This window comes from Pseudomonas akapageensis (genome assembly GCF_011355085.1).
In the GTDB taxonomy this organism is placed as follows: domain Bacteria; phylum Pseudomonadota; class Gammaproteobacteria; order Pseudomonadales; family Pseudomonadaceae; genus Aquipseudomonas; species Aquipseudomonas akapageensis.
Map to the genome: position 1 here is coordinate 252,373 of NZ_VXCP01000002.1, position 20,125 is coordinate 272,497.

Annotated in this window: 22 protein-coding genes; 14 read left to right on the forward strand and 8 right to left on the reverse strand. The window is 61.4% G+C overall.

All coding sequences use genetic code 11. The features are described 5' to 3' along the window. Nucleotides 1–572 precede the first annotated feature (572 nt). Genes F2S13_RS03020 through fhuF form a run of 3 tightly spaced genes read left to right on the forward strand, consistent with a single transcriptional unit; the run spans nucleotide 573 to nucleotide 3,571 of the window. Entirely contained in the window at nucleotides 573–1,325 is a 753-nt protein-coding gene (locus F2S13_RS03020) for a response regulator (protein WP_166358923.1), read from the forward strand. Further along, the gene (locus F2S13_RS03025) at nucleotides 1,326–2,927 is read left to right on the forward strand and encodes an ATP-binding protein (RefSeq protein WP_166358925.1); all 1,602 of its coding nucleotides are present in this window, start codon (nucleotides 1,326–1,328) and stop codon (nucleotides 2,925–2,927) included. It abuts the gene before it with no gap. Next, the gene (fhuF, locus tag F2S13_RS03030; protein ID WP_166359204.1) at nucleotides 2,885–3,571 is read left to right on the forward strand and encodes a siderophore-iron reductase FhuF; all 687 of its coding nucleotides are present in this window, start codon (nucleotides 2,885–2,887) and stop codon (nucleotides 3,569–3,571) included. The genes F2S13_RS03025 and fhuF overlap by 43 nt, the downstream gene beginning before the upstream one ends. A 4-nt stretch (nucleotides 3,572–3,575) precedes the next feature. Here fhuF and F2S13_RS03035 read toward each other — a convergent pair whose 3' ends face one another. Together F2S13_RS03035 and F2S13_RS03040 are read right to left on the reverse strand one after the other, a co-directional pair. Beyond that, nucleotides 3,576–4,280 carry a 4'-phosphopantetheinyl transferase family protein gene (locus tag F2S13_RS03035; RefSeq protein WP_166358927.1) on the reverse strand — a complete coding sequence of 235 codons (705 nt, stop codon included), beginning with the start codon at nucleotides 4,278–4,280 and terminating at the stop codon, nucleotides 3,576–3,578. A 91-nt stretch (nucleotides 4,281–4,371) separates the two neighbouring features. Continuing rightward, entirely contained in the window at nucleotides 4,372–5,163 is a 792-nt protein-coding gene (locus tag F2S13_RS03040) for a dienelactone hydrolase family protein (protein ID WP_166358929.1), read from the reverse strand. Between the two features lie 141 nt (nucleotides 5,164–5,304). Between F2S13_RS03040 and F2S13_RS03045 the strand changes: the two genes are divergently transcribed. From F2S13_RS03045 to F2S13_RS03060, 4 genes are all read left to right on the forward strand, one after another. Further along, on the forward strand, nucleotides 5,305–5,910 hold the full coding sequence (locus tag F2S13_RS03045) for a hypothetical protein (RefSeq protein WP_166358931.1): 606 nt from the start codon (nucleotides 5,305–5,307) through the stop codon (nucleotides 5,908–5,910). 117 nt (nucleotides 5,911–6,027) lie between these two features. Beyond that, nucleotides 6,028–6,705, forward strand: a complete 678-nt coding sequence (locus F2S13_RS03050; protein WP_166358933.1) for a response regulator — start codon at nucleotides 6,028–6,030, stop codon at nucleotides 6,703–6,705. Continuing rightward, nucleotides 6,702–8,048, forward strand: coding sequence for an ATP-binding protein (locus F2S13_RS03055; protein ID WP_166358935.1), 1,347 nt, complete (start codon nucleotides 6,702–6,704; stop codon nucleotides 8,046–8,048). The genes F2S13_RS03050 and F2S13_RS03055 overlap by 4 nt, the downstream gene beginning before the upstream one ends. 290 nt (nucleotides 8,049–8,338) lie before the next feature. Then, nucleotides 8,339–9,655, forward strand: a complete 1,317-nt coding sequence (locus F2S13_RS03060; RefSeq protein ID WP_166358937.1) for a dicarboxylate/amino acid:cation symporter — start codon at nucleotides 8,339–8,341, stop codon at nucleotides 9,653–9,655. A gap of 137 nt (nucleotides 9,656–9,792) precedes the next feature. On the opposite strand, the gene F2S13_RS03065 is transcribed toward F2S13_RS03060, so the two are convergent. Then, a complete protein-coding gene (locus F2S13_RS03065; protein WP_166358939.1) occupies nucleotides 9,793–10,287 on the reverse strand; it encodes a SprT family zinc-dependent metalloprotease in 495 nt (164 codons plus the stop codon). A gap of 129 nt (nucleotides 10,288–10,416) precedes the next feature. Next, nucleotides 10,417–11,016: a Yip1 family protein gene (locus F2S13_RS03070; RefSeq protein WP_166358941.1), complete on the reverse strand. Its 600-nt coding sequence runs from the start codon at nucleotides 11,014–11,016 to the stop codon at nucleotides 10,417–10,419. Nucleotides 11,017–11,330: 314 nt separating this feature from the next. On the opposite strand from F2S13_RS03070, the gene ttcA reads away from it, so the two are divergent. The 7 genes from ttcA (at nucleotide 11,331) to F2S13_RS03105 (ending at nucleotide 18,041) form a co-directional block, all read left to right on the forward strand. Beyond that, nucleotides 11,331–12,158, forward strand: a complete 828-nt coding sequence (gene ttcA / locus F2S13_RS03075) for a tRNA 2-thiocytidine(32) synthetase TtcA (RefSeq protein ID WP_166358943.1) — start codon at nucleotides 11,331–11,333, stop codon at nucleotides 12,156–12,158. Nucleotides 12,159–12,278: 120 nt separating this feature from the next. Further along, nucleotides 12,279–12,899: a CDP-alcohol phosphatidyltransferase family protein gene (locus tag F2S13_RS03080; RefSeq protein WP_166358945.1), complete on the forward strand. Its 621-nt coding sequence runs from the start codon at nucleotides 12,279–12,281 to the stop codon at nucleotides 12,897–12,899. A 12-nt stretch (nucleotides 12,900–12,911) separates the two neighbouring features. After that, entirely contained in the window at nucleotides 12,912–14,669 is a 1,758-nt protein-coding gene (locus F2S13_RS03085) for a bifunctional alpha/beta hydrolase/class I SAM-dependent methyltransferase (protein ID WP_166358947.1), read from the forward strand. After that, entirely contained in the window at nucleotides 14,666–16,033 is a 1,368-nt protein-coding gene (locus tag F2S13_RS03090) for a phosphatase PAP2/dual specificity phosphatase family protein (RefSeq protein ID WP_425500207.1), read from the forward strand. Before F2S13_RS03085 ends, F2S13_RS03090 begins: the two co-directional genes overlap by 4 nt. Then, nucleotides 16,023–16,469 carry a hypothetical protein gene (locus F2S13_RS03095; RefSeq protein WP_166358951.1) on the forward strand — a complete coding sequence of 149 codons (447 nt, stop codon included), beginning with the start codon at nucleotides 16,023–16,025 and terminating at the stop codon, nucleotides 16,467–16,469. The genes F2S13_RS03090 and F2S13_RS03095 overlap by 11 nt, the downstream gene beginning before the upstream one ends. A gap of 19 nt (nucleotides 16,470–16,488) precedes the next feature. Beyond that, complete coding sequence (locus tag F2S13_RS03100; RefSeq protein ID WP_166358953.1) at nucleotides 16,489–17,109, forward strand: lysophospholipid acyltransferase family protein; 621 nt, start codon at nucleotides 16,489–16,491, stop codon at nucleotides 17,107–17,109. After that, nucleotides 17,109–18,041, forward strand: a complete 933-nt coding sequence (locus tag F2S13_RS03105; RefSeq protein WP_166358955.1) for a phosphatidate cytidylyltransferase — start codon at nucleotides 17,109–17,111, stop codon at nucleotides 18,039–18,041. Before F2S13_RS03100 ends, F2S13_RS03105 begins: the two co-directional genes overlap by 1 nt. 13 nt (nucleotides 18,042–18,054) lie before the next feature. Here the strand turns inward: F2S13_RS03105 and F2S13_RS03110 are convergent, their stop codons facing one another. From F2S13_RS03110 to arsC, 4 genes are read right to left on the reverse strand one after another with little or no spacing between them, the layout of a single operon-like run. Next, the gene (locus F2S13_RS03110) at nucleotides 18,055–18,726 is read right to left on the reverse strand and encodes a DNA-3-methyladenine glycosylase I (protein ID WP_166358957.1); all 672 of its coding nucleotides are present in this window, start codon (nucleotides 18,724–18,726) and stop codon (nucleotides 18,055–18,057) included. Between the two features lie 16 nt (nucleotides 18,727–18,742). Next, nucleotides 18,743–19,159 (reverse strand): DUF2069 domain-containing protein, encoded by a 417-nt coding sequence (locus F2S13_RS03115; RefSeq protein ID WP_166358959.1) that lies wholly within the window; start codon nucleotides 19,157–19,159, stop codon nucleotides 18,743–18,745. After that, entirely contained in the window at nucleotides 19,152–19,757 is a 606-nt protein-coding gene (gene wrbA, locus F2S13_RS03120; protein ID WP_166358961.1) for an NAD(P)H:quinone oxidoreductase, read from the reverse strand. Before wrbA ends, F2S13_RS03115 begins: the two co-directional genes overlap by 8 nt. Next, on the reverse strand, nucleotides 19,754–20,107 hold the full coding sequence (arsC, locus tag F2S13_RS03125) for an arsenate reductase (glutaredoxin) (RefSeq protein ID WP_166358963.1): 354 nt from the start codon (nucleotides 20,105–20,107) through the stop codon (nucleotides 19,754–19,756). The genes wrbA and arsC overlap by 4 nt, the downstream gene beginning before the upstream one ends. Nucleotides 20,108–20,125: the final 18 nt, after the last annotated feature.

Consider the following 20,125-nt stretch of genomic DNA (forward strand, 5'->3'; position numbering starts at 1 on the left):
TACGTGCCGCTCCCTGGCCGAAGGTCAAAGAATTTGAATCGTCGATCCAAAAACTGTTCTAAATCGGTCGCCCTCCGCTGGAGCGGTTTGGCTGCTGAATTCGTGTTTGGTTCAAACGAAAAAAGCACTGGAAAAAGGCTTGAGTTTATCGTTTGACTTGTGCTTGGTTTTTTGTGCAAAACCCAACATGTAGTGTTTTGCCGCGCTTGAGATACAAGATAATGCGGTATCAGGGGTATTGCAAGGTGGGCGCCTGTGGATAACTTGTGGGTAAAGTGTGAGTGAAAATGTTGAAACTCACGTAGGCCGCATCACAGCTGCATCAGACCCTTTTCACGCTTTTTTTTGCTCGCCGAAGGCGCTGGCGGCAATTTTTGAGGGCGCGAACCCTATCACAAAAAACGGTCTTTACCGACGGCAATTGGCAGGTTGTGTGCGGGTTGACCTGACTGGGTAGAATGCAAGGGCAAAGTGGTGGTTATCGTCGTAGTATTCATGGCAAATGTTGCCTTTTTTGTTTGGCAACAGGCATTGAGCCTTTTAATAACAACAGTGCACAACAGAGGTACCCCGTGGAGCAAGAAGCCTGGCAGGTATTGATTGTCGAGGACGACCAGCGACTGGCTGAGTTGACCCGCGACTACCTGGAAAACAATGGCTTTAATGTCGCCATCGAAAGTAATGGCGCCCTGGCCGCGGCACGGATCATTGCCGAGCAGCCGGACCTGGTGATCCTCGACCTGATGCTGCCCGGCGAAGACGGCCTGAGCATCTGCCGCAAGGTGCGTGACCGGTTTTCCGGGCCGATCCTGATGCTGACGGCGCGCACCGACGACCTGGACCAGATCCAGGGCCTGGACATCGGCGCCGATGATTACGTGTGCAAGCCGGTGCGCCCGCGCCTGTTGCTGGCGCGCATCAATGCCCTGTTGCGGCGCAGCGAGACCAGTGAGGCGGCCGAAGCAGCCGAGGGCGAGCGCGAACGCCTGCAATTCGGCCCGCTGGTGGTCGATAACACCCTGCGCGAGGCCTGGCTGGCGGACAGCAGTATCGAGCTGACCAGTGCCGAGTTCGATCTGTTGTGGCTGCTGGTGGCCAATGCCGGGCGCATCCTGTCGCGCGAAGAAATCTTCATCGCACTGCGTGGCGTCGGTTATGACGGCCAGGACCGCTCCATAGATGTACGCATTTCGCGCATTCGCCCGAAAATCGGCGACGACCCGATTCATCCACGCATGATCAAGACCATTCGCAGCAAGGGCTACCTGTTCGTCCGCGAGGCGGCCGAGGCCATGGGCCGCATCGAGCCCGGGCAGCCTTACTGAATGAATTCGATCTTTCTGCGCATTTACGGTGGCATGCTCGCCGCCCTGGTGATGGTCGCGGTATTGGGCGTGCTCAGCCTGCATTTGCTCAATGAGGTGCGCAGCGGCCAGTACCGCGAGCGTCTGGCCCACGGCACCTTTACCCTGATGGCCGACAATCTGGCGAACATGACCGAGGTCGAGCGCAAGCGCTCCCTGGTGATCTGGGAACGCTTGCTCGGCATTCCGCTGGGGTTGCAGACCTTCGAAGAGGCGAACCTGGAGAACGGCCAGCGCAGCCGACTGGCGCGCGGCCAGGTGTTGGTGGAACAGACCGGCCCCCATGCGGCCAAGGTGCTGCGCCAGGTCGGTACGGAACACCTGTTGCTGACCGGCGAAGTGCAGCAGATCAGCGAGCAGCTGGCGCGGGCGACTATCTATTTGCTGGTCGATGAACTGGTGCGCTACCCGGTCAGCGAGCAGCCCCGGCGGCTTGAGGAGCTAAAAAAGAGCAAGGGCTTCGGCTTTGAACTGCGCCTGGTGACCCTGGACAACGCCGACATGGACGAAGACCAGCGTCGCCGCGTCGATGAGGGCGACACGGTGATGGCGCTGGGCAAGGGCGGCGATTCGATCCGGGTGTTCGCCGGTATGGTCGAAACGCCCTGGGTGCTGGAAATCGGCCCGCTGTATCAGATGAATCCCTATCCACCGCAGATGTTGATATTGATCGCGATGCTGGGCCTGTGCCTGATCGGCTTGATCGTTTACCTGCTGGTTCGCCGCTTGGAGCGGCGCCTGCTCGGGCTTGAGTCAGCTGCCACGCGCATCGCCCAGGGCAGCCTCGACACCCGTGTGCCGGCCGGCGATGCCGACTCGATAGGGCGGCTGGCGGCGGCATTCAATGGCATGACGGAAAACCTGCAGCGCTCGCTGATGATTCAGCGCGAGCTGGTGCGGGCGGTGTCCCACGAGCTGCGCACACCCGTGGCGCGCTTGCGCTTTGGCCTGGAAATGATCGAATCGGCCAGCAATGACAAGGCCCGGGAGAAATACCTGGCGGGCATGGATGGCGACATTCAGGAGCTCGACAAGCTGGTGGACGAGATGCTCACCTATGCGCGTCTGGAGCAGGGCGCACCGGCGCTGCATTTTCAACGGATCGATCTGGACGCCATGATCGACCAGATCATTTCCGAGCTGGCGCCACTGCGCGCCGACGTGGCGGTGTTTCGTGGCGCCTGCCATGGCGGCGAAGAGGGCGCCTGGGTCGAGGCTGAGCCGCGTTACCTGCATCGGGCGCTGCAGAATCTGGTGAGCAACGCCATGCGCCATGCCGAATCCCAGGTGCGCCTGAGCTATCAGCTGGGGCTGCAACGCTGCCGGGTCGATGTCGAAGACGATGGGCCGGGCGTGCCGGAAAGGGACTGGGACAAGCTGTTCACTCCTTTCATGCGCCTGGACGACAGCCGTACCCGGGCCTCGGGCGGGCATGGGCTGGGCTTGTCTATCGTGCGGCGGATCATCCATTGGCATGACGGCCGCGCTTCGATCAGCAAGAGCGAAGCCCTGGGTGGCGCCTGCTTCAGCCTGGCCTGGCCGCGCTATCAGGAAAAGAAATGAGCGACTGGGACCTGGGGCCGGCTGCCGATCTGGTCGAAGGTCTGCTGACCCCGGACGACCCGCGACCGACGTTGATCTTGCCGGAGCTGTTGCAGCCAGCGCGGCTCGATCGCGTGTTGCTGCAGATCTATGGGCCGAAGTTGATGCCGAGCCAGTTGCCGGTGCTGGTATCCCAGTGGTCCAAGTACTACTTCATGCAGTTCTGGCCGGCGCTGCTGGTGCCGGGGCTGATGCATGGCTGGCGGTTGCCGCTGGGCTTTGACGAGGTGGCGGTTGCGCTGGATTACCGCGGCTTGCCGGTTGCGCTCAAGCCACTGGCCAGCGGAGCGGCCGGGGATGTTGAGCTGACGCCTGTGATCGAGGCCAACCTGCGACCGGTCATCGATGCGCTGAGTGCCTATGGTGGTGTCTCGGCGGCAGTCTTGTGGGGCAATGCCGGGGATTTTCTGGAGCAGTGCATCACGGCGGTGGAGACGCGGCTGGGCGCTGAGCTACTGCCGGCCCGGCGTCTTTTCGACGCTCCCGGCCCGCTGCAGGGTGCGGTGCACTATCTCGAGGATGGCCGCCGGCGGCGCCGCAGTTGCTGCCTGAGTTACAAGGTCGAATGGGTTGGGCATTGCGAGCATTGCCCTCTTTGTCCATGAGGCTTCAGACGCTGACCAGGCTCAGCAGGCGCTGACCCTCGACGCAGAATTGCGCCTGCAATTCGCACCCGTGTCGCCACTCGCTCGACAGGTCGGTGAGCAAGCGCAAGCGCGCGCTGCCATCGTCTGACCATTCGAGCAGTTCGGCGTGTTCGAAATAGAAGCGTTGCTGCACGATCGGGTAGAGCGCCTTGAACAGGCTTTCCTTCAGGGAAAAGGTCAAGGTGACAGTCAGGGCTACACGGTCGGCAGCCATGCGCTGCAGTTCATCCGGTATCAGGATTTCCCCGGCCAGGCGCTGGGCGCGCTCTTCGCTGAGCAGGGTTTCCATGTCCAGGCCCAGGCCTCGATGATCGCTCTGGTGTGCCACGATCGCGGCTGCCCAGCCGGTGCCATGGGTGATCGAGCCGCTGATGCCGACAGGCCAGATCGGTGCACGGTCTTCGCCTGTGGTCGGGGCGTACTCGCGCCCGTCGAGTCGGCGCAGGGCTTCGCGAGCGCAGATGCGTCCGGCCAGGAACTCGGCCTGGCGCTTGGCGACCGAGCGTTGCAGGCTGGGTGTCTGCTCGATGCCGCTGCGCTGGAAGTCATCGCTGGCAAGGCGGGTGGAGTCGAATCCGCAGCTGACCAGGACTGCGCCGGGTAGAGGCTGGGGCAGGGGCCAGTGGGTTTGCAGGGCGGTGCAGCAGGTGGGGAGAGGCTGGTTCATGCAAACCATTTTGCCGTGTCGAGATCCCCGTTGGATAGCCCCACACCTCCTCGTTCCCACGCGGAGCGTGGGAACGAGGGGGTGACGTACGTTATTTGAATACCTTCGCCAAAAACGCCTTCATATCCTCCCACGAACTCTTGTCGGCACTCTCGTTGTAACCAATATCCGGCCCACCGTGTTCGCCATGGCTGAGCCGGTCGGAGTCCGGATTGGTAAAGCCATGCTTGGCGCCTTCGATGCTGACGAACTCATATGCGGCATTGGCATCGGCCATTTCCTGCTTGAAGGCCGCCACGTTCTGCGGGGTGACCATGCTGTCGCTGCCACCGTGCTCCACCAGGATCGGCGCCACGACGCTGCCCCGGGTCGCCGGTGTCTGGGTCGCCAGCGGGCCGTGGAAGCTCACGACGCCGGCCAGTGGCACGCCACGGCGGGCTGCGTCCAACACCACCTTGCCGCCGAAGCAGTAGCCAATGGCGGCGATCTTCTGTGGATCGGTCGGTGGGAGTTGCTTGAGTGCCGCCACCCCGGCATCGAAGCGCCTGGCCGCGGCATCCGAGTCTTTGGTCGCGGTCTGCAAGAAGCCCATGGCGTCCTGCGGGTGTTCGGTGTTCTTGCCCTGGCCATACATGTCGATGGCCATGGCGCTGTAGCCCAATGCAGCGAGTTCGCGGGCGCGGCGTTTGACATAGTCGTTCAGGCCCCACCACTCATGCACCACGATCACGCCGGGGCGTGCGCCGGTGAAGCTGTCGTCATAGGCGTGATAGCCGATCAGGTCGATGCCGTCAGGGCCCGGATAGTGAACCACCTGGGTCTTGATCTCGGCCTGGGCCAAGGCGCTGGCGGCGATCAGGACAAGTGCGAGCAAAAAACGCATGGTCGATCCTCCAATCAGAGTCACTTTCGCCCAGTCCATTTGGTTCAGCCTGGGTTCAGTTGGGGTTCAGGAACGGTTCAGGGGGCGTTGCTTAACCTAGCGACGTACCCAACAACAGCGCCTGGCGCGGAGATGAACCTTATGAAAGCAATCAACAAACTGATTCTAGCAATGGCTGTACTCGGTGCCGCCACCGTTGCACAAGCCTCTGACAGCACCTTTGCCGGCCTTACTTATGGTCAGACCAGCGACAAGGTCAAGAAGTCCAACCAGCTCAACACCAATCTGCAAAATCCCAATGCCAACGGCATTATCAACAAGGAAAATACCTGGGGTCTGCGCCTGGGCCAACAGAACGATGAGCGCCGTTACTACGCGACCTACGACAATGCGTCCGGCAGCCATAATGGCTTGAAACTGCGTCAGGAAAACCTGCTGGGCAGCTACGACTTGTTCATGCCTGTCACTGCCAGCACCAAGCTGTTCGGTGGCGGCAGCCTGGGTGTGACCAAGTTGAGCCAGGAGTCTTCCGGCTACAGCCGCGATACCAATACAGGTTACGCCGTCGGTGCTCAGGTGGGGGTGTTGCAGAAGATCTCGCAGAGTGCTTCGGTGGAACTGGGTTATCGTTACCTGCGCAGCAACGCCAGTACCGAAGTGACCGAACACGGCGGCGGCAGCAAGCTGGGTTCACTGCAGCTCAACAGCAGTGCCCAGACCTATCTGTCGGCCAACTACGCGTTCTAAGGTAGTGTCAATCGTGCACCGAACCCGCAAGCCGGAGGGCTGCAGGTTCGGTGCAGTGTTGCTGTATCAGGGATTTGTCTCGACAGGTTGTCGAGGCATGGGGCATTGGAGAATGCAATGAAATTGCTGGTGGTAGAAGATGAAGCGCTGTTGCGTCATCACTTACACAGCCGATTGACGGAAAGCGGGCATGTGGTCGAAGCGGTGGCCAATGCCATCGATGCGCTGTACCAAGCCGATCAGTTCAATCATGACCTGGCGGTAATCGACCTGGGTCTGCCGGGCATGGGCGGCCTGGATCTGATCCGGCAGCTGCGTACCCAGGGCAAGACCTTTCCCATTCTGATTCTTACGGCCCGGGGCAATTGGCAGGACAAGGTCGAAGGCCTGGCCAGTGGCGCCGACGACTATGTGGTCAAGCCTTTTCAGTTCGAAGAGCTGGAGGCGCGCCTCAATGCGTTGCTGCGCCGCTCGAGTGGCTTCACCCAGTCGACCATCGTCGCCGGGCCGCTGTTGCTCGACCTCAATCGCAAACAGGCCTTGCTCGACGATGAGGTCCTGGGGTTGACCGCGTATGAATACCGGATTCTGGAGTTCCTGATGCGCCACCATCAGCAGGTGGTCGCCAAGGATCGCCTCATGGAGCAGCTTTACCCCGACGATGACGAGCGCGATCCCAACGTCATCGAAGTGCTGGTGGGGCGTCTGCGCCGCAAGCTTGAAGGTACGAATGGGTTCAAGCCAATCGACACGGTGCGTGGCCTGGGTTACCTGTTCACCGAGCGCTGCCGATGATTCGATCGCTGCGCGTACGCTTGATGCTGGCGGCAACGGTGCTCGCCCTGCTGTTCATGCTCGGCATGCTGCCGGCATTGCAGGGCGCTTTCAGCCTGGCGTTGCAGGAGTCGATCGAGAAGCGCCTGGCCTCGGATGTGACGACGCTGATTTCGGCCGCGCGGGTAGAAGACGGCAGCCTGCAAATGCCGACATTACTGCCCGATGAGCAGTTCGACCTGCCGGATGGTCGTCTGCTCGGCTACATCTATAACCGCCAGGGCACACTGGTCTGGCGCTCGCGGGCAACGGTCGAAGAAAACATCAATTACACCCCGCGTTACGACGGCCGTGGCAATGAGTTCGCGCGTATCCGCCAGGCCGATGGCGAAGAGTTCTTTGTCTATGACGTGGAAGTCAAATTGCTGGGAGGCAAGACCGCGGCCTTCAGTATTGTCGCGTTGCAGCCGGTGCGCGAGTACCAGATGACCCTGTCCGGCCTGCGCGAGAAACTCTACCTGGGTTTCGGTGCCGCCTTGCTCGTCCTGTTGTTGCTGCTTTGGGCCGGGATGACCTGGGGCTTGCGTTCATTGCGGCAAATGAGTCTGGAGCTCGATCAGGTCGAGGCGGGTACTCGCCAGGGCCTGAGTGAAGAACATCCTCGCGAATTGTTGCGCCTGACCGGCTCTCTCAACCGCCTGCTGCGCAGCGAACGCGAGCAGCGCGGCCGCTACCGGGACTCGCTGGGCGATCTGGCCCACAGCCTGAAAACCCCGCTGGCCGTTTTGCAAGGAGTCACTGAAACCATCGCTCAGCGCCCGCAAGACAAGGAGCAGGCGCGTATTCTGCAAACCCAGATCGAACGCATGAGCCAACAGATCGGCTATCAGCTGCAGCGCGCCAGCCTGCGCAAAAGCGGACTGGTGCGCTATCGGGTCGAATTGCAGCCGGTCGTCGACAGCCTGTGCAATACCCTGGAGAAGGTTTACCGGGACAAACAGGTCAAGGTCAGCTTCGACATTCCGAACCAGGGTCAAGTGCCGATGGAGCAAGGCGCCTTGCTGGAAATGCTCGGTAACTTGCTGGAAAACGCCTATCGCCTGTGCCTTGGCGAAATCCACATCAGTCTGCAACGGCTGCCCGAAGGCATCGAACTCTGTGTCGAAGACGATGGCCCAGGCGTGCCGCACAGCCAGCGCGCGCGCATCCTCGAACGTGGCGAACGGCTGGATCGACAGAATCCGGGGCAGGGCATTGGCCTGGCGGTGGTCAAGGACATCATAGAAAGCTATGACGCCCAGCTGACCCTGGGCGATTCGCCCTTGGGTGGCGCAGCCTTTCGCGTGCTTTTTCGCGCGACCTGATCCCACCTGATCAGGCGGATACCCGCCATTGCCTCCGGTTTTATCCATGCTATGGGCGGAAATCCGCCAAGCCTGCTGGCCGCCGAACACCTCGCAGGCGGCCTGAAAGCGCCGCAGTCCGCGACCTCCAGCACCTTCCGACAAAGTGGCACGCGCCTTGCGATAGGAGACTGCAGACCTGCCTGTCGCAGCTCAAAAAAACAAATCCCTCCGGGTACAGGAGGGTTCGCGTGTTAGGTGTCGACTGCATCAAGACATTGATGCCCGGCGATACACTTGAGGAATTTGCCATGACGACTCGTAAGCCACTGTACAAATCGCTGTATTTCCAGGTGATCGTCGCGATCACCATCGGTATTTTGCTGGGCCATTTCTATCCCGAGACCGGCGTGGCGCTCAAGCCACTGGGCGACGGGTTCGTCAAGCTGATCAAGATGGTCATCGCCCCGATCATTTTCTGTACGGTGGTCAGCGGCATCGCCGGCATGCAGAACATGAAGTCGGTCGGCAAGACCGGCGGCTATGCGCTGCTGTACTTTGAAATCGTCTCGACCATTGCCCTGATCATCGGCTTGATCGTGGTCAACGTGGTCCAGCCAGGCGCTGGCATGCACATCGATGTCACCACCCTGAACGCCAGCAGCGTCGCAGCCTATGCCGCCGCCGGTGCGCAACAGACCACCGTGGGCTTCCTGCTCAACGTCATCCCGACGACCGTGGTCGGTGCCTTCGCCAATGGCGATATTCTTCAGGTGCTGATGTTCTCGGTGATCTTCGGTTTCGCCCTGCATCGCCTGGGTGCCTATGGCAAACCGGTGCTGGACCTGATCGATCGCTTCGCCCATGTGATGTTCAACATCATCAACATGATCATGAAGCTCGCGCCGATCGGTGCCTTTGGCGCCATGGCCTTCACCATCGGTCAGTATGGTGTGGGTTCGCTGGTTCAGCTGGGTCAACTGATGCTGTGCTTCTATATCACTTGCGTGGTGTTCATCCTCGTGGTGCTGGGCGGGATCGCCCGTGCGCATGGCTTCAGCGTCGTCAAATTGATTCGCTACATCCGTGAAGAGCTGCTGATCGTGCTCGGGACTTCCTCTTCGGAATCGGCCCTGCCGCGCATGTTGGTGAAAATGGAGCGTCTGGGCGCGAAGAAGTCGGTAGTAGGCCTGGTCATCCCGACCGGTTACTCGTTCAACCTCGACGGTACGTCCATCTACCTGACCATGGCCGCCGTGTTCATCGCCCAGGCGACCGACACCACCATGGACATCACCCATCAGATCACCCTGTTGCTGGTGTTGCTGGTTGCTTCCAAAGGCGCCGCGGGTGTATCCGGTAGTGGTTTCATCGTGTTGGCGGCGACCCTGTCCGCCGTGGGCCACCTGCCGGTTGCCGGCCTGGCGCTGATCCTGGGTATCGACCGCTTCATGTCCGAAGCACGTGCCCTGACCAACCTGATCGGCAATGGCGTAGCCACCCTGGTCGTGGCCAAGTGGGTCAAGGAGCTGGATGAGGACAAGCTGCAGGCTGAGCTGGCTTCGGGGGGGACGTCGATTTCTGATGAGCGTCCGACTGATGATTTGTTGGTGGCTGAAGTTCGCTGATAGCAGGTTCGGCCTCATCGCGGGCAAGCCCGCTCCCACAGGGGCAGGCAACACACATCTCCTGTGGGAGCGGGCTTGCCCGCGAAGCGATCGAAAGCCTTACACAAAAACCCATCCCCGGATGGGTTTTTTAATGCCTACTCAACCCGTGTCTCGCCACTGAACACCAGGGTACTGCGACACCGCCGACACAAATACCGCCGCCCCTTGCGCACCAACCCATGGCGCTGGGCCGAAAACGGGAAATCACTACCCGCACACGGGCAGCGATAGATATACCGCGTCACGCTGCGCCGCTTGACTGCATAGTTGTGGCAACGATGGGGCGGCAGCTCATACACCCCGCGCATGATCAGTTGCCATTCTTCGCCATGGGGCTGGATGCTGTCGCCAAACAGCTGATGGGCCACCAGGTGTGCCACCTCGTGGGCCACGGTCTGCTTGAGGAAGTCTTCGCTGTTTTCGCGGTACAGCTGCGGGTTGAAACGCAGCAGGTTCTCGTGCAGATGGGCGACGCCGGCTTTCTGGCCGCGCAGTTTGAGGCTGACTTGCGGGCGCTTGAAAGGGCGTTTGAAAAAGGCTTCGGCTTGCTGGAAACAGGTTTCGACGCGGGAATTGAGTAGCTCGGGCATTGATGATGACACTCCAGATTCGGCGATTATGCCGCAACCCCGATGGCCTGCCGAGACGTTTGCCGCCCAATGGTCATGCACACAGTATCAGGCCGCCTTGCGGCGGCCCGATGTTCACAGCCCTAGTCTCTAGTTAGTGTAGACAGGCCCTACGCCCAGCCCCCAGACGATCACCGTGAAGGCCATGATGGCCACCAGAACCACCAGCCCGACGGCCAGCACGGAACTGGAGAACAGGAAGCCTTCATCGGAGGGAATGTTCATGAATGTCGGCAGGCCGACATACAGCAGGTACACCGTGTAGCAAATCGCGGCGGTACCTACGATCATCCCCAGCCAGAGGTGTGGGTAGAGCGCCGCCAGACCCCCGACGAACAGCGGGGTGGCGGTATAGGTTGCAAATGCGATGCAGCGGGCCATGCTTGGGTTGGCGTCGTAGGTGCGTGCCATCCAGTGAATGAACGCCCCCATGACCGCAACACCGCCGAGCATGGCAAGGTAGGACATGACCGTCATCCAGATCGCACTTTCCTGCGTCAGCATGACCGGTGCGCGATTACCGATGACCCAGCCGACCTGGGTGGTACCGATGAACGCTGATACCGCCGGGATAGCCGCCAGTATCAGGGTATGGGTGAGATACATGTGGCTGATGCTTTCCTCCTCGCCACGTATTTCTCTCCATTCTTGATCGGGATGGGTGAAAAGCCCCAGAACGTGGTGGATCATGCCAGTCACTCCTTTCGTCGTCGCCATCGCCCCCCAGTGGAGCGCTTACGGGCCAACAGGCCGAAGTAAGAATCAGGCCAGACTATTTTGAATGGCCGTACGCCCAGTATAGGAAAGGACTTTGCGGAAATTACCCGGGCTTTTAGAGCAAATCGCGCTGACAACGTCTGCTGTAAGCACCTTGTAATCTTTACCTGCACCGATCGGGTGCATCGCAGGTCAGTTGTCCGTTGGCAGCGCTGAAGCCTTCGCCTGGGCGAACTTTGTGCGTAAAATAGCCGGCTTTTCGTCACACCTCGCGGATTTCAAGCGCTATGGGCACCCTTTCGGTCAATCAGAACAAACTGCAGAAACGCCTTCGCCGGCTGGCCGGTGAAGCCGTCACCGACTACAACATGATCGAGGACGGCGACAAGGTCATGGTCTGCCTGTCGGGCGGCAAAGACAGCTACACCATGCTCGATGTTCTGCTGCACCTGCAAAAGGTGGCGCCGATCAAGTTCGAAATCGTCGCGGTGAACATGGACCAGAAGCAGCCGGGCTTCCCCGAGCACGTGCTGCCGGCCTACCTCAAGGAACTGGGCATCGAGTACCACATCGTCGAGAAAGACACCTACTCGGTGGTCAAGGAACTGATCCCGGAAGGCAAGACCACCTGTTCGCTGTGCTCGCGCCTGCGTCGTGGCACGCTGTACACCTTCGCCGATGAAATCGGCGCGACCAAGATGGCCCTGGGTCACCACCGCGATGACATCGTCGAGACCTTCTTCCTTAATATGTTCTTCAACGGCTCGCTCAAGGCCATGCCACCCAAGCTGCGCGCCGACGACGGTCGCAACGTGGTGATCCGCCCGCTGGCCTACTGCTCCGAGAAGGACATCCAGGCCTATTCGGACTTCAAGGAATTCCCGATCATCCCGTGCAACCTCTGCGGCTCCCAGGAAAACCTGCAGCGCCAGGTGGTCAAGGACATGCTGGTGGAGTGGGAGCGCAAGTCGCCAGGCCGTACCGAGAGCATCTTCCGCGGCCTGCAGAACGTGGTGCCGTCGCAACTGGCCGACCGCAACCTGTTCGACTTCGTCAACCTGCGCATCGACGAGAACGCCACCCCGCGTTTCCTCGATGTGCTGAACATCGGCTGATCGACCGCAGGGTTGCCCTTGTAAAATCCTGATAGAAAATGGCCCGTCCCTGAGCCAGCCATAAAGGCGTGATTGCACCATACTGCAATCGCGTCTTCATTCGGGCAGGACGGGTCGACCTTGATTTCCATCTATCAACTCAAGCCACGCTTCCAGAATCTGCTGCGCCCCCTGGTGCGGCGCTGGTACGAGCGCGGGGTGACGGCCAACCAGGTCACCCTGGGCGCGTGCCTCGGCTCGCTGCTGGTGGGCGCGCTGGTCGCCGGATTTGCCAGCACCGCCTGGATGTTCGCCTTGATCCCCCTGTGGATGCTCCTGCGCATGGCGTTCAATGCCATCGACGGCATGCTGGCGCGTGAATTCGGCCAGCAATCGCAACTCGGCGCCTACCTCAACGAATTGACCGATGTCATTGCCGACACCGCGTTGATCCTGCCTTTCGCCTTTATCGCCGGCGTCAGCCCCTGGCCAGTCGCCGGGGTCATCCTGCTTGCCATGCTCAGTGAATACACCGGTGTGTTGGGGCCGATGGTGGGGGCTTCGAGGCGTTATGACGGCCCCATGGGCAAAAGCGACCGTGCCTTTTGCCTGGGTGTGTTGGCTATTGCCGTGGCGGCTGGCTGGATCACCGCCTTGTGGATCGAGGTGGTGTTGCTGGTGATCTGCGCGTTGTTGCTCTACACCCTATTCAATCGTGTCCGTCAGGGCCTGGCCGAGGCGGCAGGCAACAGTCAGCCATAAGGAGAGAGCTGGATGCGCCAAGCACAGGAATGCCGCTTCAATACCCATGATGGCGTAGCACTTTATTATCGATATTGGCCTGCCAGCGATCAGCCGGCGCCTGCACAGCGGCGTGGCGTGCTGTTGTTTCACCGGGGGCACGAGCATTCCGGGCGCATTGCCCACCTGGTCGATGAACTGGACATGCCCGATGTCGAGTTCTTTGCCTGGGACGCCCGCGGGCATGGGCAATCCCCTGGCGCGCGTGGCGACAGTCCGAGTTTTGCCGCCAGCGTTCGCGATGTGCAGACCTTTATCGACCACCTGCAAACCGAACATGACCTGGCCCAGGAGCAACTGGCGGTGATCGCGCAAAGCGTCGGCGCGGTGCTGGTGGCGACCTGGGCCCACGACTATGCGCCGAGCATTCGCGCGCTGGTGCTGGCCTCGCCGGCCTTCAAGGTCAAGCTCTACGTTCCCTTCGCCCGTTCGGGGTTGGGTTTGATGCGCAAGCTGCGGGGCAACTTTTTCGTCAACAGCTATGTGAAAGCCGGATTTCTCAGCCATGACCCGGAGCGCATTGCCTCGTACGACAGTGATCCGCTGATCACCAGGGCCATCTCGGTGAACGTATTGCTGGGGCTGTACGAGGCAGCCGATCGCGTAGTGGCCGATGCCGAGGCCATCCGGGTTCCCACCCAATTGCTGATTTCGGGTTCCGACTTCGTCGTGCATCGCGGCCCTCAGGAACGTTTCTTCGAGCGCCTGGGCACCCAGCGTAAAGAGAAGCACATCCTCCCCGGTTTCTTTCACGACACCCTCGGCGAGCGCGACCGTCACCTGGCCGTTCAGCGCGCCCGGCGCTTCATCCTGCAGAACTTCGAACAGCCAACACCCCAGTCGTCATTGCTCGATGCCGATCGCATCGGCTCCACCTGTGCCGAGTCCGAAACCCTGGCGGCACCCCTGCCGCACAATTCATTGGGCGACTTGTACTGGCGTGCGACCCGAGCCGGGATGCGATTGGGCAGCCGGGTTTCGGCCGGGGTCAAACTGGGCTTCGAAACCGGCTTCGACTCCGGCAGCACCCTGGATTACGTCTACCGTAACCAGCCCACCGGGCACACGGCAGTCGGCAAAATGATCGATAGCAACTATTTGCAGTCGATCGGCTGGCGCGGCATTCGCCAGCGCAAACTGCATGTCGAAGAACTGCTGCGCCTGGCCATGGCCCGGCTGCGCGAGCAGGGCAGGGCCGTGCACATCGTCGACATCGCTGCCGGCCACGGGCGTTACATTCTCGAGGCGCTGCAGGGTGTCGAACCGTTGCCCGAATCGATCCTGCTGCGTGACTACAGCGATATCAATGTGCGCGATGGCACTGCCTTGATCGAGGAAAAAGGGCTTGGTCACATCGCCCGTTTCGTCAAGGGCGACGCCTTCGACCGGGCCGACCTGGCCAGTTTGTCACCCCGGCCGAGCCTGGCGGTGGTGTCTGGCTTGTATGAGCTGTTCTCCGATAACCGGCAAGTCGGCCAATCCCTGGCCGGGCTTGGCGATGCCTGCGAGCCGGGCGGTTATCTGATCTACACCGGGCAACCCTGGCATCCGCAACTGCAATTGATTGCCCGGGCCCTGACCAGCCATCGCGAAGGACAGGCCTGGGTCATGCGCCGCCGTAGTCAGGTCGAAATGGATCAACTGGTGCAGGCAGCGGGCTTTCGCAAGATCACCCAGCGCATCGACGAGTGGGGGATCTTCAGCGTGTCCCTGGCTCAGCGGGTCGAATGATGAAAACGGCAGCGCTGGCCCGCGAGCCCGGCCTGTGGAAACACGCTGTGCTCTGGCTGCTGGTGTTGGCACCGTTCTTTTTCGCCAGTTACGGCTTTGCTACCTGGTACACGGCCCGGCGCGCCGAAGTGCCCAGCCTGGTCTTTGCCTGGGAAGCGCATATGCCGTTCTGGGCCTGGACCATCGTGCCCTATTGGTCGATCGACCTGCTGTACGGTTTTTCCCTGTTGCTGTGCCTGAGTCGTCGTGAACTCAACTATCACGCCTTGCGCCTGCTCAGCGCCCAGCTGATTGCAGTCAGCTGCTTTCTGCTCTGGCCCTTGCGCTTTACCTTCGAACGCCCGGAAATGAGCGGGGTGTTCGGCTGGCTGTTCGAGGTGCTGGCCGGCTTCGACAAGCCTTTCAACCAGGCGCCGTCGTTGCATATCGCGCTGTTGGTGGTGCTGTGGGTTTGTTACAGCCGGCATAGCCGGGGTGTGTGGCGCGTATTGGTGCATTCGTGGTTCGCCTTGATCGGTATTTCCGTACTCACCACCTGGCAACATCATTTCATTGACCTGCCCACCGGCGCGTTGGCGGGCTGGTTCTGTGTCTGGCTCTGGCCGGATGATCGGCCCAGCCCCTTGCTCAGCGGGCGCCTGACATCTGATTCCAGGCGCCTGCGACTGGCGCTGTATTACGGGGTGGGCGCGGTGTTCTGCAGCTTGCCGGCATTCATGCTGGGCGGCGCCTGGCTATGGTTGCTGTGGCCGGGGGTGGCCTTGCTGATGGTCGCCTTGAACTATCTCTATTTCGGTGCGGCGGGTTTTCAGAAGCAGGCCGACGGCCGCTTGAGCGCCGCTGCCACCTGGCTCTTTGCCCCTTATCTGGCGGCGGCCTGGCTCAATTCACGCTGGTGGACTCGCCGCCAGCCAGAGCCGGACCGGGTTTGCGCCGATGTCTGGCTGGGGCGCATGCCGGCGCGACAGCAGCTGCAAAAGGGGCCTTTCAAGGCTGTGGTCGACCTGTGCGCGGAGCTGCCCCTCGATGCCCGCGAATACCCCTATCGTTCGATCGCCTTGCTGGACCTGTGCGTGCCCAGTGCCCAAAACTGCCTGCGAGCGGCCAAGGCCATCGAAGCCTTGCGTGCCCACGGCCCCTTGCTGGTCTGTTGTGCGCTGGGTTATTCGCGCAGCGCAACAGCGGTGAGTGCCTGGCTCTTGCACAGCGGTCGGGCGAGCAGTGTCGAACTGGCTGTCGCCCGGGTCACGGCTGCGCGCCCTACGGTCGTCCTGCACCCGGCGCATCGGCAGGCACTGGAGGCGATGCAGCGCCTCGATGAACCTGCGCCCCCATCAACCTTGAAGGACCTCCATGCCCACTGAAATGGAGCTGAAGATTGTCGCCGCGCTACTTCGCCGTGGTCGCACGCTTGATCTACTCTCACAGGCGCTGACACTGCTGGCGCTGACCTTCGGCCTGGCGCAGTTGTTGACGAGCGCTATTGTTCCTCTTAATTCGGGGCTGGTTGCGGTAGTGGTGGTATTGGGGCTCTGGCAGCTTTATTGGGCGCTCAGGGTAGGGCTGGATGCCGAGTTGTTCGAACTGATGGCTGCCGATGCGGGGCAGTTGGCCGAGCGCACCCAGGCGTTGGACCAGGCCTTGATACGACTGAATTTTCAACAAGACGAGCGCGCGGGACGCGCCTGGCCCGAACGTCAGCAGGGAGCACTACGGCTGTTGCGGTATCAGGCTTTGCTGGTCGGTGCGCAGGTAGTGGTGCTGTTGGCCGGCATCCTGATTTTTCCTTGGCTTGGATAACAATAAAAAAGGCGCGTTCATGTTCGAGTCCCTGGTTGCCCTGGGTATTACCGTCGCTGCACGAACCATTACCGGTGCGCGCAGCCTTTGGCTGGGCAGCAGCCCGCAAGCGGTGCAGCGCATCTACTTTGCCAATCACAGCAGTCACGGCGACTTCGTGCTGTTGTGGGCCTCCCTGCCACCCGCGCTGCGTCGCAATACGCGACCGGTGGCGGGCGCCGATTACTGGCAGAAAAGCCCGATCCGCCGTTACATCATCAACCGAGTATTCAACGGCGTACTGATCGACCGCGACTCGAGCGACCCCGCCTATGACCCGCTGCAGCCGATGCTCAAAGCGCTCGAGGCCGGGGACTCATTGATCATTTTTCCCGAGGGTACGCGCAACCTGGAGGATGGCTTGCTGCCGTTCAAGAGCGGGATCTATCACCTGGCCTGGCGCTGCCGGCAGGTCGAACTGATTCCGGTCTGGATCGCCAACCTCAACCGGGTCATGCCCAAGGGCAGGGTCCTGCCGTTACCGCTGTTGTGCACGACCAGTTTCGGCGCGCCCCTGCAACTGGAATACGGTGAAAGCAAAGAAGACTTTCTTTCTCGCAGCCGCGAAGCGCTGCTGGCCCTCGACCCAGAGCAGCACTAATGGACAAGCAGACGCAGATGTTATTCGCCGGTATCGGCGCCATCCTGATCCTGGCCTCGGTGATCGGTCGGGTGCTCAAGTGGCGTTCGGGCGGTACCCCCAACCCGGTCATCGACAACCTCAACGCCCGGATCAACGCCTGGTGGGTGATGGTCCTGGTGATCGGCATCGCTTTCTGGCTGGGACAGTGGGCGGTGATCCTGCTGTTTTACGCGGTGTCCTTCTACGCCTTGCGCGAATTCCTGACCCTGACGCCGACCCGCCGCAGCGACTACCCCGCGTTGGTGGCAGCCTTCTACCTGGCGCTGCCGTTGCAGTACCTGTTGATTGCCGCGGACTGGTACGGGCTGTTCTCGATTTTCATCCCGGTCTATGTATTCCTGCTGTTGCCGATCCTGGCATCGCTGGGTGGCGACACCACGCGTTTCCTCGAGCGTGCTTCGAAAGTACAGTGGGGGTTGATGATCGCAGTGTTCTGCGTGTCCTTCGTGCCGGCCTTGCTGACCCTGGATATCGCCGGTTTCGAGGGGCGCAATCTGTTGTTGATCGCCTACCTGGTGATCGTCGTGCAGCTGTCGGACGTGTTGCAGTACGTCTGTGGCAAGTTGTTCGGCAAGCGCAAGATCGCCCCCAACCTGTCGCCGTCGAAAACCGTCGAAGGTTTCGTCGGCGGGGTCGCCCTGGCGTCGTTGATTGGCGGCTGCCTGTGGTTCATTACCCCATTCAATTTCTGGCAGTCGATGTTGATCGCTCTGCTGATCAATCTCCTGGGCTTTGCTGGTGGCATTGTCATGTCCGCGATCAAGCGCGATCGCGGCGTCAAGGACTGGGGGCACATGATCGAGGGGCACGGTGGGATGCTCGATCGGCTGGACTCGGTCTGCTTCGCCGCGCCGATCTTTTTCCACCTGGTGCGTTTCTGGTGGGCGTGAGCCGCCCACCTGCTTAATGGTTGACGGTGAATGCCAGCATGGTCGAGAGCTGGCACAACGGCCGGCCGCTTTCGGCGTGCCACTGGTTGAACGCCGCTTGCACCAGGGCACGGTCGCGCTGGCTGGTGGGTACCTTGTCGATGATCTTTTGCGCATTGAGCGCAGCGACCATGTCATCGGTAGGAATGAAGGTGTCCTTGCCGATCATGCGCAGGAAGCGCGGAGCCGACAGCCCGCCGAGCTGGTTGCCGTGCTTGGCCAGGTACTGCCACAAGCCGACGATGTCATCGACTGGCCAGTCGGCGATGAATGCGCCGAAGCTGCCCTGTTCGCGGGCTACGTCCAGGATCATCTGGGCATTGCGCGGCACGCTCTTGAGTTTGCCCAGGTGACGGATGATGCGCTCATCCTGCATCAGTCGCTCCAGATGCTCGGCACCCATCAGCACGACCTTTTCCGGGTCGAAGCCGAAGAAGACCTCTTCGAACGCCGGCCATTTCGCATCGACCAGGCTGTGTTTCAAGCCGGCGCGAAAGACCCGCAGCGCGAGCATGGACAGGTAGCGGTCGGCACTGATGTCACGCAGCGCAGCTGGCGTCTTCGGCACGGGCAGCCGCGCCTCGAGGGCCGCCGCCGAACCGAAGCGGTTCAGGCAGTATTCGTACAGCCATTTGTAATCTTGCATGCCCGCTTCCTTGTCGTTATGCCAGGTCTTCGCCGGTCAGTTTGCGGTCAGTCTGGAACTTCCAGCGGACAAAGAGCAGTGCACTGACGAACAACGCCAGGCTGAGCAGCACTTCCATCCAGCCGAACACCGAACGCGATGGGTCGAACGCCGCCAGTACGCCCTTGATGAAATACAGGTTGACCACAAAGCAGGCCCAGGCGTGCGCACGGGCGTTACCGAGCAGGATGCCCGGCAGGAGCAGGGCCAGTGGGACCAGTTCGATGGCCAGGATCACGCCGGTGCGGGCGCCATGCAGGTCGGCGAACTGCAGGTTGTTGACGGTCAGCAGCAGGATCAGGGCAAAGAAGAAGACCAGGCTCAGCACCCGGCTGAGGCGCAGGCGTGGTGCCAGCCACTCCAGGGAGGGCAGGACTTTCGGCTTTTTAGCCACGCGAGTTCTCCAGCAGTTTGGCGGTGGTGGCCAAGCGCTGGCCGAGGGCGCGGCACAGCGCGATTTCGTGTTCGTCCAGGCTGCGTTTGCCGTCTGCACCGGCGTGGTGGCTGGCGCCGTACGGCGTGCCGCCGCCGCGGGTATCGAGCAGGGCCGACTCGCTATAGGGCAAGCCCATGATCAGCATGCCGTGGTGCATCAAGGGCAGCAGCATGGACAGCAGGGTCGATTCCTGGCCGCCATGCAGGCTGGCGGTGGAGGTGAAGGCGGCTGCCGGTTTGCCGACCAGGCCGCCGCTCAGCCAGAGGCTGCTGGTGCCGTCGACGAAGTATTTGAGGGGCGCCGCCATGTTGCCGAAGCGGGTCGGGCTGCCCAGGGCCAGGCCCGAACAATGGCGCAGGTCATCGAGGCTGGCATACAACGCACCCTGTTCCGGAATGTCTGGGGCGACTGCTTCGCATTCGGTGGAGATGGCCGGCACCGTGCGCACCCGCGCCTCGAGCCCGGCCAGCTCGACACCCCGGGCAATTTGCCGGGCCATTTCGCTGGTCGAGCCGTGCCGGCTGTAATACAGGATCAGGATGTAAGGGTTGCTCACGCCAGGATCTCCAGCACTTTCTCGGGCGGACGGCCGATCACGGCCTTGTCGCCGGCGACCAGGATGGGCCGCTCGATCAGCTTGGGATTGGCGACCATGGCGGCGATCAGTTGCTCGTCGCTCAGCGCGGGGTTGGCCAGATCCAGGCTTTTGTATTCTTCTTCGCCGGTGCGCAGCAGCTGGCGGGCGCTGATGCCGAGCTTGCCCAGCAGATTCTGCAAGGTGGCGGCATCGGGTGGGGTTTCCAGGTAACGCACCACGGTCGGGTTCAGGCCGCGGGCCTCGAGCAGTTCCAGCGCGCCACGGGATTTCGAGCAGCGCGGATTGTGATAAAGCGTCAGGTCGGTCATGTTCGGGTCGCATGTTGC